The following is a 14,209-nucleotide window of genomic DNA, read 5'->3' on the forward strand; positions in this document are numbered from 1 at the left end:
TGCGTGGCATCGGCGGCGGGGCGCCTTCTGCAATAACCGTAAACGTCGTCAGGCGCTTGCCATTCCACGCCCGACTAGGCATTCAGATTGGCGGCTCAACCTAAGCAGCTTCCGCTGAGTCGATACTTGCGCTCGCAGCCAGTCCGAATCTCGGTTAATGTAGGCTCTCGCTCGGTTTAGATGCGAACCGCGCGCTGTTTCGCGCTTCCCAGATGCGCCGCCAGCGCCTCTTCCGCGGCTGCTGCATCGCGTGCGATCAGCGCATCGATAAGAGCAAGGTGTTCGTCCATGACGGAAACCACGAGTGCTGGCAGCATCCGCGTGTCTTCGTTGCGGATCAGCCGGATTTTGATCGAGTTGGTGCGGTAGATCGCCGAGATGATGTCATTGTCGAGCGCGTCGATCATCCGGTCGTGCATGTCCCAGTCCATCTGCTGCGCGGTGGCCAGAAGCTGCGGGCTCACCCCCTGCAACGCCGCCTCGCGAATGTCGAGATGGCGGCGCCGCAACTCCTGAAGTTCGTCGTCGGTCGCGACCGTGACGAAGTTGCGCACCGCCTCACGCTCGAGCACCGCGCGCAATTGGAACGCGTTGCGGATCAGGCCAACGTCCACCTGCACGATCTGCAACCCGCGGTTCGGCACGGTGCGGATCAGGCCATCCGCCTCAAGCCGGGGGATCATCTCGCGGATCGCACCTAGTGGCATGCCGGTGATCTTCACCAATTCGCGCTGCGACACGAACTGTCCCATCGAGATCTGACGGGACAGAAGCTGTTCGGTGAATGTCTCGTAGGCCTGGTCGCGCAGCGTCATGTCTTTCTCCGTCAGGGGACCTGTGTGGCCGCGAGTTCTTCCACGCGGGGGGCCAGTGCGGCAACCACTGACGCGTCGGCAGGCTGCAGAGGCGCGCGGGTGCGTTGCCATCCGTCCTCGCCGCGGGCAGCGCCGACAAGCGCCTTGACCAGCGGTGTCACCGGAACCTGCACAATCTCGTCCACGAGGGAATCCAACGCGGGCTGCGGCTCGCCCGCGTGCACGAGGCCCCGCATCACCCCGGGAAGCAGGTTGGCCATGCCGCTGATCGCGCCGGCACCACCAAGCGGGGCCGCGCGGGCAAGCAGCCGCTCGTCACCGATCAGGATCGCCAGATCGTCCATCGGCAAGAGCGCCGCCGCGTGATCCCAGCTGCCCGCGCTGTCCTTGACGCCGTAGATCGCCGCGCCGCAGGCATCCTTCAGGCGGCGCACCAGCGGTGCATCAAAGCTGACGCCGGTGACTTGCGGAATATGGTAGAGGATGATCTCGGGGCTGGCATCGCCAAGGCGCGCGACAAATTCGGTCACCCAAGTGAAGAGCGCATCGTCGGTGATACCCTTGAAGTAGAACGGCGGCGCCAGCAGCAAGCGCGATGCCCCGTCCCTGAAAGCGGCCCGGGCCTGAGCCTCTGCGGTCTCGAGATCACAGGCTGCAATGCCGACGGTGATCCTGTCGGCGGGCACGCCCGCGTCTTTCACAGCGTCCAGCATCGCCGCGCGCTCGGTCATGCCAAGCGAGGCACCTTCGCCCGTGGTGCCGTAGAGCGTGATCCCGTCCACCCCCTGCCCCACGACATCGGCGGCATGCGCCGCCAGCCGCGCAAGATCCACCGATCCGCTTTCGGTGAACGGTGTCACCATGGCCACCGAGACCCCGAAAAGATGGGCACGGGGCGCGCTTTTGGCGCTCTGGTCAAGGGTCAAAGGGGCGGACATGTGTTTCTCCGAGGCTGAATGCATGACTGACATGTTGGTGGGTTGACAGTGATATTGCAAGCTGTAAATTTCGAAGCAGTTGGTGCCCTAGAGGAGGAGTGCGCTGCATGGACGGAGGAGTCCCCAATCCTGCATGCCAGCCGGAGGCCTTGGCCGCGATGCTGTCCGGACTACCCGAGATCGCGCGCGCTGCGCTTGTCGATCCGGTGCCGCCGCGCAATTGGAACGACTGGTCAGCGCTCGCGCCGGAAGCGCCTGCCGCGCTGTTCTGTCCACGCTCTGCCGAACAGGTCTCGGCGATCCTCGCCGCCGCCAATGCCGCACGCGTGCCGGTGGTGCCGCAAGGCGGTTTGACCGGGCTTTGCGGCGGAGCGCGCCCGATCGCGGGCGGCATTGCGCTGTCGCTCGAGAAAATGGTCGGCATCGAGGAAATCGACGAGGCATCTGCCACGATGACGGTGCTCGCGGGAACACCGCTTGAGACTATCCAGAAGGCCGCCGCCGAGCGCGGGCTGTTCTTCTCGCTCGACCTCGGCGCGCGCGGTTCCTGCGCCATCGGCGGCAATGCCGGAACCAATGCGGGCGGCAATCGGGTGATCCGCTATGGCATGATGCGCGACCTCGTGCTCGGCGCCGAGGTGGTGCTGCCCGATGGCACCATCGTCAACGCGCTGTCCAAGCTCATCAAGAATAACACCGGCTACGACGTGCGGCAGCTGTTCATCGGCTCGGAGGGCACGCTTGGGGTGATCACCCGCTTGGTGCTTCGCCTGCACCCTGCCCCCGGCTGCACCCATGCGGCGATCTGCGGCCTGTCGGATTATGGCAAGGTGGTCGATCTGCTGCGCGGCGCGCGGCGCAAGCTGGGACCGACGCTTTCCGCATTCGAGGCGATGTGGCCAGACTACTGGCAGGTGGCCTGCGCTGTGCCGGGGGTGCGCGATCCGCTCGAGCGGACCCACGCCCATACCGTGCTGATCGAGGCGCAGGGCACCGACGAAGAGATCGACGGGCCGCGCTTCATGGCCTTTCTCGAGGCGTTGTTCGAAGAAGGGGTGATCGAGGACGCAGCGATCTCGCAGAGTCTCTCGGACGTGCAGTCCTTCTGGGGCGTGCGCGATGCCTGCGCCGAGTTCAAGACCACGCTGGGGCCGCACCATGCCTATGACGTCGGCCTGCCTACGGGACAGATGGACGCCTTTGCCGATGCCTGCCGTGACGCCGTGGCCGCGGCGGTGCCCGGAGGTCGGTCGGTCTATTACGGCCATATCGGCGACGGCAACCTGCACCTGCTGGCTTGGGTGCCGGGAGCAGAACCGCAGCCGGGCGAGGCGCTCGACGAGGCGGTCTATGCCACGGTGCGCGCTTTCGGCGGCTCGGTTTCCGCCGAGCACGGCATCGGCACGACCAAGAAGAAATATCTCGAATTCTCCCGCACGCCGGAGGAACTGGAGGTGATGCGCCGGGTCAAACACGCACTTGATCCCAACGGCATCCTCAACCCCGGCAAGGTGATCGACGCATGAGACTGCTCCGCGCACTAGAGGCGCATTTCGAGCGCGCCATCCTTGCCACCATCCTCTTCGCGCTGGTCGCGATCCTCGCCGCGCAGGTGGGGTTTCGCTACATCGTTGGCTCGCCGCTGGTGTGGTCCGAGGAACTGGCCCGCTACCTTCTGGTCTGGTGCACTTTCATCGGCGTGAGCCTCGCGGTGCGCGAGGGACGCAATATCTCGGTCGATCTGCTGCCGGTGCTCTGCGGCACGCGCTGGCTGCGCGCCTTCGCGGTGCTGGCGCTGCTCGGCTCCGGGCTCTTCTTCGCGCTGATGGTCTGGTACTCGGTGCCCCTCACCCAGCGGATCGCGAAGATCGGACAGGCCTCGCCGGGGCTGGGGATACAGATGTGGCTGGTCTACCTCGCGGTGCCGGTCGGCATGGGCATGGCCTTGCTGCGCGCCCTTCAGGCGCTCTGGCTGCTGGTCCGCGACGGGGCCGTTCCGGGCCTTGACCTGACGGACGAGCACGCCGTCATCCACGAAGACGTGTAGGGGGCCATGATGCTTGCCGTTTATTCTCTTGGCTTCTTTATCGTCGTCTTGCTGCTGAGCATTCCGGTTGCCTTCGCGCTCGGTTACGCGGCGCTGCTGCCCGGCTGGCTTGGCGCTCCGACCAACCCGGGGCAAGTGGTACGCTCGGTGGTCACTGCGCTCGACAGCTTCCCGCTGCTGGCAGTCCCGCTGTTCATCTTGGCGGGCGAGATCATGACGCAGGGCGGGCTGGCCCGCCGTCTGTTCAGCTTTGCGGACGCGGTCTTCGGCCGGTTCCGCGGCGGTTTGGCGATGTCTACCGTGGCGGCCTGCATGCTGTTCGGAGCGATCTCCGGCAGCTCGCCCGCGACGGTGGCGGCGATCGGGTCCATGGCGGTACCCTTGCTGGTGGCGCGCGGCTACGACCTTCGCTTCGCGACCGCACTGGTCACCGCGGCGGGCACGCTCGGCGTCATCGTCCCGCCCTCAATCCCGATGATCATCTACGGCATGTCCGCGCAGGTTTCGGTCTCGGCGCTGTTCATTGGCGGCATTGGCCCGGCCCTTGTGATTGGCGCGCTGCTGATGCTCTACGCCCATTTCTACGGGCGCAAACACGCCGCGCGGATCACCTCTGACGCCGGAACGGTGAGCGCTGCGAAAGCCTTCCGCCAAAGCTTTTGGGCCCTCGTCGCGCCTGTCTTCGTGCTGGGCGGCATCTATGCCGGGGCGTTCACCCCGACCGAGGCAGCGGCCATCGCCTGCGTCTATGGCGGCTTTGTCGCCATGGTGATCTTCCGCGAGCTTTCGCCGTCCGATCTGGGCCGCGTGCTGGTCAACACAGGGCTGACCATCGCACCGATCCTGATCATCGCCGGAACCGGGGCGGCGCTTGGCCGGGTGCTGACACTGCTGCAGGTGCCTGCCGCTATCGGCGAGTTCATCGGCGGCGCGATTGACGAGCGGATCATCCTGCTGCTGCTCATCAACGTGATCCTGCTGGGCGTTGGCATGGTCATGGAAACGCTCTCGGCGATCATCGTGTTGACCCCGATCCTGCTGCCCGTGCTCGCCCCTTACGGCGTCGATCCGGTGCATTTCGGACTGATCATGGTGGTCAATCTTGCGATCGGCTTTGCGACGCCGCCGGTGGGGGTAAACATCTATGTCGCGAGCGGCATCACCAAGCTTTCGGTGATCCAGATCTGCCGCGGCCTCGTGATCCCCATCGCCTTGCTTATCATCGGCCTTCTGGTCGTCACCTATTGGCCGGGGCTGACGCTTTGGCTGCCAAGTCTCGCCGGTTGACGACCGCCGAGCGCAACACCCACAGGGAGGACACCACCATGAACTTGAAGACGCTTTCGGTATCAGCAGTGCTCGCGCTTGGCGCAGCGATGCCCGCCGCCGCCGCCGATTACACGATGATCCTCGCGCATACGCTCAACGACAAGTCGCACCCGCTCTACCAAGCGTTCGACAAGATCGAAAAAGAGATCGAGGAAAAATCCGACGGCCGGATCGACGTGCAGCAGCAGGGCGGCGGCGCATTGGGCGGAGACCGCGAACTGATGGAGTCGCTGATGCTGGGCGACGTGCAGTTCGTACCGACCTCGACCTCGGGCGCGGTGCAGTTTGTGCCGGAATTCGCAGCCTTCGAAATTCCTTACGTTTTCCCGACCGACACGGCCCGGCTGCGCACTATCCTCAACGACAGCGAGTTCTCGGCCTTCATCGACGGCAAGCTGGCGGAGAATGGCGTCAAATTCGGCCTGTTCCACAACGCTGGCTTCCGGCAGCTCACCACCTCCGAAGTTGCGGTGCACACGCCGGAGGACATCAAGTCGAACAACCTGCGTATCCGCGTGCCCGAGAACCCCTATTCGGTCGCGACCTGGGAAGCCATCGGCGCCGCCCCGACCCCGATTGCGTTCCCCGAGCTCTACGGCGCGCTGCAGCAGAACGTGGTGGACGGTCAGGAAAACCCCTTCGGCCACATCCTGTCGCAGCGGTTCTATGAGGTGCAGAAATATCTGACCACAACCAGCCACATCCTGCTGGCCAACGTGAACCTCATCAACAAGGAGTGGTACGACAGCCTGCCCGAGGATCTGCAGCAAGTGGTCGACGAGGTGCTTGTGGATGCTGCCAACTTTGAGTGGGACGTGCAGGACGAAATGCTGAGCGAGCAGCGCGCACAGATCGCCGAGCATATGGAGATCATCGACCTCAGCGAAGACGAACTGCAGCAGTTCCGCGATGCGACCGCGCCGCTGCAGGACATGGTGCGTGAGAAGATCGGCGACGAGGCCGTGGACTCGCTGCTGAGCGCGATCAACGCCAACAGCTGATGAGACATAGGCGTGGGGCGGCATTTGCTGTCCCACGCCATCGCCGATGCGAGCTTCCTCCCCGGGATGTTGAACGGAGTGGGACCGGCACCCAGCGCCAGATCGCGCGGCACTCTAGCTGTTGATCCGTGTCGCGATGCGGGCTCCCGCCCCCTCAAACGCACACTGGCCAAGACGCAAATTCCTGAAGGAACATCCGCATGACCATCACTGCATCCACGCCCCGGCCTGTTGGCGACACCGGGCTGACCCTCACCGCCCTTGGCATCGGCACGGCGCCTCTTGGCGGCCTCTATGCCGATGTTCCGCGTGAGCAGGCGCTGGCCACGCTTGAATGCGCTTGGGACCTTGGCATCCGTTATTTCGACACCGCGCCGATGTATGGGCTCACCCGCTCCGAGCATCTCGTCGGGCACGTGCTGCGCGAGAAGGACGACAGCTACGCGCTCTCGACCAAGGTTGGCCGGCTGATGACCACCGAGCGGCACGGTCGGCCACTCCCCCCCGAACCGCCGAAGAACCCGCTCGATCCCGGCTTCGTCAACGCCCTGCCCTTCCGCGAGGTCTTTGACTATTCGTATGATGCCGTGATGCGGAGCTATGACGACAGCCAGCAACAACTCGGCCTGCGCCGGATCGACCTGCTCTACGTCCACGACATCGGCCCGGTCACCCATGGAGAGGCGAACGCCCACCATTGGAACGCCCTGACCAAGGGCGGCGGCTTCCGCGCCCTTCAAGAGCTGAAATCTGCTGGCGACATCAAGGGCTTCGGGCTTGGCGTCAACGAATGGGAGGTGATCCGCGACGCGCTGGAGGAAACCGACCTCGATTGCTGCATGTTGGCTGGGCGCTATTCGCTTCTTGACCGCGATGCCGAAGACAGCTTCCTGCCGATCGCGCAAAAGCGCGGTGTCGCGCTGGCGCTTGGCGGGGTCTATAATTCCGGCATTCTCGCTGCACCCAAGGGCGGGCGGCGCAAGTTCAACTATGCTGACGCACCTGCCGAAATCATCGCCCGCGTCGAGGCGCTTCGCGAGGTCTGCGACGGCTACGGCGTGCCATTGGCCGCCGCAGCGATCCGCTTCCCGATCCGGCACCCTGCTGTCACCTCTGTGGTGATCGGCGCCAAGAGCCCCGAGCAGCTTCAACAGAATGTCGACTGGTTCGGCACCGAATTGCCGGACGGCCTCTGGTCCGACCTCGACGCCGCGCTTCTCGCGACCCAAGGCCACTGAAAAAGGGCTTCGACAATGCTCAAAAATATCGACCCGCTGCTGACCGGGGACCTGCTCGCCATCCTGCGCGACATGGGGCACGGCGACGAAATCGTCCTGACCGACGCCAACTTTCCGGCGGCCGCCTTGGCCCGGCGCCTGATCCGCCTGCCGGGCATCGGTGTTGACCGCGTCGCCGAAGCAATTCTTTCGGTCATGCCCCTCGACGATTTTGTCGATGCCCCTGCCGCCGCCATGTCGTCTCCCGACGGTCGCCCGCCGATCTACGATGACTTTGATCGTATCCTTTCCGATGCCGCAGGCGCGCCGGTCACGATGGAGGAGATTGACCGCTTTGCCTTCTACGACCGCGCAAAGACCGCCTATGCCATCGTGGCGACGGGCGAACGGCGGCTCTACGCCAACCTCATTCTCAAGAAAGGGGTGCTGCGGGCATGACGATCGACGCCCATCAGCACTTCTGGCAGGTCGACCGCGGAGACTACGCTTGGATGACGCCGGACCTGACCCCGCTGTTGCGTGACTTCGGGCCCGAAGACCTTGCGCCCCTGATGGCCGAGGCCGGGATCGAACGCAGCATCGTCGTGCAGGCCGCAGAAACCGAGGCCGAGACGGATTTCCTGCTCGATCTTGCCGCACGGTCCGATTTCGTCGCGGGCGTGGTGGGTTGGCTCGACATGACCTCGCCGGATTTCGCCGCGCGGCTCGACCATTACGCGGAGCATCCGAAGTGGCTGGGGCTTCGGCCCATGCTGCAGGACCACGACCCCGCCCTCATCACCTCGGATGCCTTTCGGGCCAACCTCCGGGAGGTCGCCCGGCGCGGCGTGCCGTTCGATATCCTGACCTTCCCGCGCCACCTGCCTGCGCTTCTGCAGGTGCTGCCCGACGTGCCCGGTCTGCGCGGCCTTGTCGACCATATGTCAAAGCCGGACATGACCTCTGGCGAGCTTGGACAATGGGGAGAGGACATCACCCTCATCGCCGCGCACCCCAACCTTTCGTGCAAAATCTCGGGCATGGTGACTGAGGCAGGAGCGGATTGGACCGCAGAACGCATCCGCCCCTTCCTGAGCCACGTGGCACGGGCCTTCGGTCCCGACAGGCTGATTTTCGGAACCGACTGGCCGGTGTGCACGCTCGCCGCGACCCATGCCGAGGTCACTGCGCTCGCCCGCTCGCTCCTCGGCGAGCTCTACACCTCCGAAGATCTCACCAAGATCTTTGAAACCAATGCGGCCCAATTCTACCGGCTCCCCGCACGCTGATCTGCTCGATACCACGGTTCAACGCTCGGCCTGGGCGTGGCGGTTTGTCCAGGCTCCTATGAAACTTGGTAGAAGGCTGGAGTTCGTCGAGACGCTCACACGGTAGGGCGTCTCGCCACTCGATTAGGACGCACATGCCACCGGCAGAGATCCAAACATCAATGCTCTAGTAGACGCCGGAAAGGACTTTAAGATGCACGGCTCGATCCGGAACTTCACCCGCACGGCAAACACCTAATCGCAGGCGAATAGATCGCCACCGATGCGCAACCTTCCTCCCAGGCCGTTACCGGCCCGGGGCACCAATTCTGCGTCGGCACCCCCGATCTCGTTGATCAGGCCTTCAAGGCCGCTGAAGACGCTACGGCTACACCACGCGCGCCGCCCGCGCCGAGTTCCTGAACGCCATTGCCGACGAGATCGAGGCCCGCGCCGAGGCGATCACCGAGATCGGCACGCAGGAAACCGGCCTGCCCGAGGCGCGCCTGCAGGGTGAGCGCGGCCGCACCACCGGCCAGCTGCGGCTCTTCGCCAGCCACATCCTCAAGGGTGACTACCTCGACCGCCGCCACGACGAAGCGCTGCCCGACCGCCAGCCGCTGCCGCGCCCCGACATCAAGCTTGTGATGCGCCCGATCGGCCCGGTCGCGGTCTTCGGCACCTCCAACTTCCCGCTCGCCTTCTCCACCGCCGGCGGCGACACCGCCGCCGCGCTGGCCGCCGGCTGCCCGGTGGTGGTCAAGGGCCACGGCGCGCACCCCGGCACCGGCGAGATCGTCGCCGAGGCGATCCTCGCCGCCATCGAGAAGACCGGCATGCCCAAGGGCGTCTTCTCGCTCGTGCAGGGCGGCAAGCGCGATGTCGGCCAGGCGCTGGTGCAGCACCCGCTGATCAACGCCGTGGTTTTCACCGGCTCGCTGGGCGGCGGTCGCGCGGTGTTTGATCTCTGCGCGCAGCGCGACGTGCCGATCCCCTTCTTCGGTGAGCTGGGCTCGGTGAACCCGATGTTCCTGCTCCCCGAGGCGATGAAAGCGCGCGGCGCTGACATCGGCACCGGCTGGGCCGGCTCGCTGACGATGGGCGCCGGCCAGTTCTGCACCAACCCCGGCAATCGCCTTGGTGGAGACGGGCGCCGCGGGCGACGCCTTTGTCGCCGCCGCCGCCGAGGCGCTGAAGGGTGTGACCACCCAGTGCATGCTGACCAATGGTATCGCGCAGGCGTATAAAGACGGTAAATCCCGCTTCGATGGCCGCAATGCCGTCAAGCCGGTGCTGACCACCGACAGCGAGGGCCGCGATGCGCTGCCCAACCTCTTCGAGACGGATGCTGCGAATTACCTGCAGGATCATTCGCTTGGCGAGGAGGTCTTCGGCCCGCTCGGGCTCGTGGTGCGGGTCTCGGGCCCCGACGAGATGGAGACGCTTGCCAAGGGCTTCGAGGGCCAGCTCAACGCGACGATCCATATGGACGAGGGCGACACGCCCCTCGCGCAGCGGCTGATGCCGGTGCTCGAGCGCAAGGCGGGCCGGGTGCTGGTCAACGGCTTCCCGACCGGCGTCGAGGTCTGCGACGCCATGGTCCACGGCGGACCTTACCCCGCTTCCACCAACTTCGGCGCCACCTCGGTCGGCACCAAGTCGATCCGCCGCTTCCTGCGCCCGGTCATCTATCACAACCTGCCCGATGCGCAGCTGCCGGTCGATCTGAGTGGAGTCAGCGAAATTATCGCTTGCTCAGTCCTTGCAGAATGCACAGTGTGCCATCCCTGTGACTCACAAATCATGGTACATTCGTTGCCACGGACCGAGCCATCAGGGAATTGAACGCGCGACCGTCTTCGACCTGGCTCCGAGGCGCTACGTTCCGCCGACCGGGCGCTGGCTGCGCGCACGCCCTAATCCGGTAATTAGGAGCGTAAGGCAAAAACGTGTACTTTAAACCTGCCGTCAGGTGCTGCTCCAAGGTCGCGCTCGAAGGGAATCGCGGGACGGCAACTCTCAGAAGGCCACAATCAGCGAATACGCGAAGCAAAAAGGGTCACAACTAAACGCTTGGCCTTCATAACGCAGGAGCTGAGCGTCCTTGTCATCCCGATCGCAAGCGCGCATGGTGTCCACTCTGAGGCGTCGCCCGCCAACGCGAAGATCGCCGCGTTTCCAGCGCGTCGGACACTTCGGACCTCGCGAGACCAACGGTCTTGCGGCTTCAGCAAGGCGGTGTAGGGAGGGCCGATGACGTTTATCGGTATCGACGTGGGCACCGGAAGTGCGCGCGCCGGGGTGTTCGACACGGAGGGCAGGCTGCTCGCCGCCAGCGGGCGCGAGGTCGCGATGTGGCGGCCGCGTCCCGACTGGGCGCAGCAGAGCAGCGCGGATATCTGGGAGGCGATCTGCGCCGCGGTGCGCGAAGCGGTCGCGGCCTCGGGCGTCCGGCGCGAAGATGTGGCGGGGCTCGGCTTCGACGCCACCTGCTCGCTGGTGCTGGCGGATGCCGTGGACCGGCCCGTTTCGGTCGATCCCGAAGGCGCGCCCGAGCAGGACGTGATCGTCTGGATGGATCACCGCGCGATTTCGGATGCCGAGGAGATCAACGCCATCGGCGGCGCGCCGCTGCGCCACGTCGGCGAGATGATCAGCCCCGAGATGCAGATGCCGAAGCTGCGCTGGCTCCAGCGCGAGATGCCTGACCGTTTCGCCCGCGCCGCGCACCTGTGGGACCTGCCCGACTGGCTGGTCTGGCGCGCCTGCGGCAGCCGGGCGCGTTCGCTCTGCTCGCTGGTCTGCAAGTGGACCTATCTCGGCCATCTCGGCCTTGAAGGCGAAGGCTGGGACGACGGCTTCCTTTCGTCGATCGGCCTTGCGGCGCTGACCGGCCCCGAGGGCCATACGCGGATCGGCACCGAGATCGGCGCCCCCGGCACGCGGCTCGGCGGGCTGACCGCGCCGGCGGCGGCCGAGCTTGGCCTGCCCGAGGGCATCGCGGTCGGCGCGAGCCTCATCGACGCCTATGCCGGGGCGATCGGCACGCTGGGCGCGGGTGGCGAGCGCAGCCTCGCGATGATCGCCGGGACCTCGACCTGCCACATTGCGGTGACCGCCGAGCCCGCCTATGTGCCCGGCGTCTGGGGACCCTATTTCGGCGCGCTGCTGCCCGGGCTCTGGGTCAACGAGGGCGGCCAGTCGGCGGCGGGGGCGCTGCTCGACGCCCTGCTCGCCCGCCACGGTGCCTTCCCGGCGCTGAAAGCCGAGGCCGTGGCGGCGGGCCGTCACCCCGCCACTCTGCTCGATGCGCGGCTCGCCGGGATGGCAGAGGAGACGGCCACGCTCACCCGTTCGCGCCATGTCCAGCCCGACGCGCATGGCAACCGCTCGCCGCTGGCCGCGCCCTGGCGCAAGGGGGGCATCGACGGGATCACGCTCGACACCGGACAGAACGACCTGGCGCTCGACTACCTCGCGACGCTGCAGGCGCTCGCCTACGGCACGCGGCACATCTTGGACGAGATGCGCGCCGCCGGGGCCGGGATCGACAGCATCGTCGTCTCAGGCGGTCTGGCGAAAAACGCGCTCTACCTGCGCGAGACGGCGGACGCCTGCGGCGTGCCGGTGATCGTCCCGGAAGCCCCCGAGCCGGTGCTGCTCGGCTCGGCCATGCTGGGCGCGGTGGCGGCGGGGTCGCAGCCGTCGCTTGGCGAGGCGATGCGCGCCATGGCCCCCGCGGTGCAGCAGATCACGCCGCGCGGCGGCGGGATAGCCGCCTACCACGACGCCAAGTACCGCGTGTTCCGCCGGATGCAGGCGGATCACGCGGCCTATCGCGAGATAATGGCGGCGGGGTGAAATCCCCTCGCCCTGCCGGGTCACCCGTGCAGGGCGCGCTCGGGCCCCGCGAAACGGGCCCTGGCGAACTGCGCCTGGTGCCAGTGCGGATAGATCAACGGCGGGCGGCTCACCGCGTCGATGCGGGCGAGTTCGTCGTCGCTGAGATCCACGTCGAGCGCGCGCAGGTTGCGCTGCATCTGTTCTGGCGCGCTGGCACCGACCACCAGCGAGGCCACCGCCGGACGGCCCAGCGTCCAGGCCAGCGCCACCTGCGCCGCCTCGACCTCATGCGCGGAACCGATCTCGGCCAGCACGTCGACGATGTTCCACAGCCGATCCCAGTCGCGGATCGGCGGCTCGGTCCAGCCTTTCGCCTGCCGGCTGCCCTCGGCGAAACCGTCGCGGCGGTGCTTGCCGCTGAGCAGCCCGGCGGCGAGCGGGCTCCAGACCGTCACCCCCAGCCCCTGGTCGAGAGAGATCGGCAGCAGCTCGTATTCCGCCTCGCGCGCCTCGACGGTGTAATGGATCTGCTGGGTGACAAATCGCGTCAGATTGTGTCGCTCCGAGGCCATCAGCGCCTTCATCAGCTGCCAGCCGGTGTAGTTCGAGCAGCCGGCGTAGCGGATCTTGCCCTGCCGGGTCAGCGTGTCGAGCGCCTCCATGGTCTCCTCGACCGGGGTCAGCCCGTCCCATTCGTGGATGTGGTAGATGTCGATGTGGTCGGTGCACAGCCGCTTCAGGCTGCGCTCGCACTCGCGGATCAGGTGCCAGCGGCTGGCGCCCTCGTCGTTCGGCCCGTCACCGATGCGCATCCGCGCCTTGGACGAGATCAGCACCCTCTCGCGCCGCCCCTCGAGCGCCGCGCCGAGGATCTCCTCGGCCAGACCCGTCGAGTACATGTTGGCTGTATCGAGCAGATTGATGCCGTGATCGAGGCAGGTGTCGATGAGCCTTTGCGCCTCGGGCACGCCCTGCGCGCCCACCATGCCGAAATCGCCCTTGCCGCCGAAGGTGAAGCTGCCCATGGCGAGCGCAGAAACCTTCAGCCCGCTGCGTCCGAGTTGCCTGTAATTCATGTTGTCTCCTTCTGTGCGTCGCGGTCGTGGCGGCTGGCTCAGCCCTGCGCCGCATCCCGTGCCACGTCGCGCATGACCTCGATAAGGATCAGCGCCACGGTGCCGCCGGCATCCGGCAGGCCGCGCGATTTTTCCTGGAAGGCCGCCGCTTTGCCGTGCTGCGCAACCATCAGCTTGGTCGCTTCCAGCGCTTCTGCCGCGGCCTCTGCCGCGGCCTCCAGCGCCCCAGAAAGACCCACGTCGCTGCCCTCGAGCGCGGCGGCGATCGGGTCGAGCACGTCGAGTACCGTCTTGTCGCCGAGCTGCGCCTTGCCGCGCTGCGCCACACCGTCCGCATAGGCGCGCCAGAAGGCAGCCGCCTCGGCGGTGCCGAACTGCTCGGCGCCCTCCAGCGCCTTGAAGCCGCGCAGGAAACCGGTGGCCATCAACGTGCCCATGGTCGAGGGCGCGGCCTTGGCCAGCGCCGCCCCCGCCGCCTTCATCTGCCCGGCGACGGACGCGCCCTCGAGCCCCTGCACCGCCTCGTTGGCGGCGGCAAAGCCCTTGGACATGGTGATCCCGAGATCGCTGTCGCCGACCTTGCCGTCGAGCGCGATCAGCGCCTCGCGCTCGGCCGCGAAGCGCTCGGCCCAGGCGGTGTAGAGCGAGCGCATCTGCTCCGCAGTCAGTGCCATG

12 protein-coding genes and 1 pseudogene are annotated in these 14,209 nt (G+C 66.4%); 9 read left to right on the forward strand and 4 right to left on the reverse strand.

The window, feature by feature from the left end:
* Positions 1-176: 176 nt before the first annotated feature.
* Positions 177-815: a GntR family transcriptional regulator gene (locus ACXAD2_RS00500; protein WP_475165446.1), complete on the reverse strand. Its 639-nt coding sequence runs from the start codon at positions 813-815 to the stop codon at positions 177-179.
* Positions 816-826: 11 nt separating this feature from the next.
* A complete protein-coding gene (locus ACXAD2_RS00505) occupies positions 827-1,753 on the reverse strand; it encodes a dihydrodipicolinate synthase family protein (protein WP_475165450.1) in 927 nt (308 codons plus the stop codon).
* A gap of 158 nt (positions 1,754-1,911) precedes the next feature.
* Here ACXAD2_RS00505 and ACXAD2_RS00510 point away from each other — a divergent pair, with 158 nt between their 5' ends.
* From ACXAD2_RS00510 to ACXAD2_RS00550, 9 genes and pseudogenes are all read left to right on the forward strand, one after another.
* On the forward strand, positions 1,912-3,279 hold the full coding sequence (locus ACXAD2_RS00510) for an FAD-binding oxidoreductase (protein WP_475165452.1): 1,368 nt from the start codon (positions 1,912-1,914) through the stop codon (positions 3,277-3,279).
* Positions 3,276-3,800, forward strand: coding sequence for a TRAP transporter small permease (locus ACXAD2_RS00515; protein ID WP_475165457.1), 525 nt, complete (start codon positions 3,276-3,278; stop codon positions 3,798-3,800). The genes ACXAD2_RS00510 and ACXAD2_RS00515 overlap by 4 nt, the downstream gene beginning before the upstream one ends.
* 6 nt (positions 3,801-3,806) lie before the next feature.
* Entirely contained in the window at positions 3,807-5,087 is a 1,281-nt protein-coding gene (locus ACXAD2_RS00520) for a TRAP transporter large permease (RefSeq protein ID WP_475165460.1), read from the forward strand.
* A 38-nt stretch (positions 5,088-5,125) separates the two neighbouring features.
* Positions 5,126-6,130, forward strand: a complete 1,005-nt coding sequence (locus ACXAD2_RS00525) for a TRAP transporter substrate-binding protein (RefSeq protein WP_475165463.1) — start codon at positions 5,126-5,128, stop codon at positions 6,128-6,130.
* A gap of 200 nt (positions 6,131-6,330) precedes the next feature.
* Complete coding sequence (locus ACXAD2_RS00530; protein WP_475165464.1) at positions 6,331-7,368, forward strand: aldo/keto reductase; 1,038 nt, start codon at positions 6,331-6,333, stop codon at positions 7,366-7,368.
* Positions 7,369-7,383: 15 nt separating this feature from the next.
* Complete coding sequence (locus ACXAD2_RS00535) at positions 7,384-7,806, forward strand: RbsD/FucU family protein (protein WP_164181254.1); 423 nt, start codon at positions 7,384-7,386, stop codon at positions 7,804-7,806.
* Positions 7,803-8,636 (forward strand): amidohydrolase family protein, encoded by an 834-nt coding sequence (locus tag ACXAD2_RS00540; protein WP_475165468.1) that lies wholly within the window; start codon positions 7,803-7,805, stop codon positions 8,634-8,636. Before ACXAD2_RS00535 ends, ACXAD2_RS00540 begins: the two co-directional genes overlap by 4 nt.
* Positions 8,637-8,888: 252 nt before the next feature.
* Positions 8,889-10,346: pseudogene (locus tag ACXAD2_RS00545) on the forward strand (aldehyde dehydrogenase (NADP(+))); the annotation flags it as partial.
* Positions 10,347-10,868: 522 nt separating this feature from the next.
* On the forward strand, positions 10,869-12,476 hold the full coding sequence (locus tag ACXAD2_RS00550) for an FGGY-family carbohydrate kinase (protein WP_475165470.1): 1,608 nt from the start codon (positions 10,869-10,871) through the stop codon (positions 12,474-12,476).
* A gap of 20 nt (positions 12,477-12,496) precedes the next feature.
* Here the strand turns inward: ACXAD2_RS00550 and ACXAD2_RS00555 are convergent, their stop codons facing one another.
* A complete protein-coding gene (locus ACXAD2_RS00555; RefSeq protein ID WP_475165474.1) occupies positions 12,497-13,534 on the reverse strand; it encodes an aldo/keto reductase in 1,038 nt (345 codons plus the stop codon).
* A 38-nt stretch (positions 13,535-13,572) separates the two neighbouring features.
* The gene (locus ACXAD2_RS00560; protein WP_475165477.1) at positions 13,573-14,208 is read right to left on the reverse strand and encodes a dihydroxyacetone kinase subunit L; all 636 of its coding nucleotides are present in this window, start codon (positions 14,206-14,208) and stop codon (positions 13,573-13,575) included.
* Position 14,209: the final 1 nt, after the last annotated feature.

The organism is Salipiger sp. ABN3_019, from assembly GCF_056158605.1.

What these genes read in the sequence shown, in the direction of transcription:
- ACXAD2_RS00555 (WP_475165474.1), bottom strand. Translation starts at nt 13,534, where the DNA reads ATGAATTACAGGCAACTCGGACGCAGCGGGCTGAAGGTTTCTGCGCTC.
- ACXAD2_RS00530 (WP_475165464.1), top strand. Translation starts at nt 6,331, where the DNA reads ATGACCATCACTGCATCCACGCCCCGGCCTGTTGGCGACACCGGGCTG.
- ACXAD2_RS00550 (WP_475165470.1), top strand. Translation starts at nt 10,869, where the DNA reads ATGACGTTTATCGGTATCGACGTGGGCACCGGAAGTGCGCGCGCCGGG.
- ACXAD2_RS00520 (WP_475165460.1), top strand. Translation starts at nt 3,807, where the DNA reads ATGATGCTTGCCGTTTATTCTCTTGGCTTCTTTATCGTCGTCTTGCTG.
- ACXAD2_RS00540 (WP_475165468.1), top strand. Translation starts at nt 7,803, where the DNA reads ATGACGATCGACGCCCATCAGCACTTCTGGCAGGTCGACCGCGGAGAC.
- ACXAD2_RS00535 (WP_164181254.1), top strand. Translation starts at nt 7,384, where the DNA reads ATGCTCAAAAATATCGACCCGCTGCTGACCGGGGACCTGCTCGCCATC.
- ACXAD2_RS00510 (WP_475165452.1), top strand. Translation starts at nt 1,912, where the DNA reads ATGCTGTCCGGACTACCCGAGATCGCGCGCGCTGCGCTTGTCGATCCG.
- ACXAD2_RS00505 (WP_475165450.1), bottom strand. Translation starts at nt 1,753, where the DNA reads ATGTCCGCCCCTTTGACCCTTGACCAGAGCGCCAAAAGCGCGCCCCGT.
- ACXAD2_RS00500 (WP_475165446.1), bottom strand. Translation starts at nt 815, where the DNA reads ATGACGCTGCGCGACCAGGCCTACGAGACATTCACCGAACAGCTTCTG.
- ACXAD2_RS00560 (WP_475165477.1), bottom strand. Translation starts at nt 14,208, where the DNA reads ATGGCACTGACTGCGGAGCAGATGCGCTCGCTCTACACCGCCTGGGCC.
- ACXAD2_RS00515 (WP_475165457.1), top strand. Translation starts at nt 3,276, where the DNA reads ATGAGACTGCTCCGCGCACTAGAGGCGCATTTCGAGCGCGCCATCCTT.
- ACXAD2_RS00525 (WP_475165463.1), top strand. Translation starts at nt 5,126, where the DNA reads ATGAACTTGAAGACGCTTTCGGTATCAGCAGTGCTCGCGCTTGGCGCA.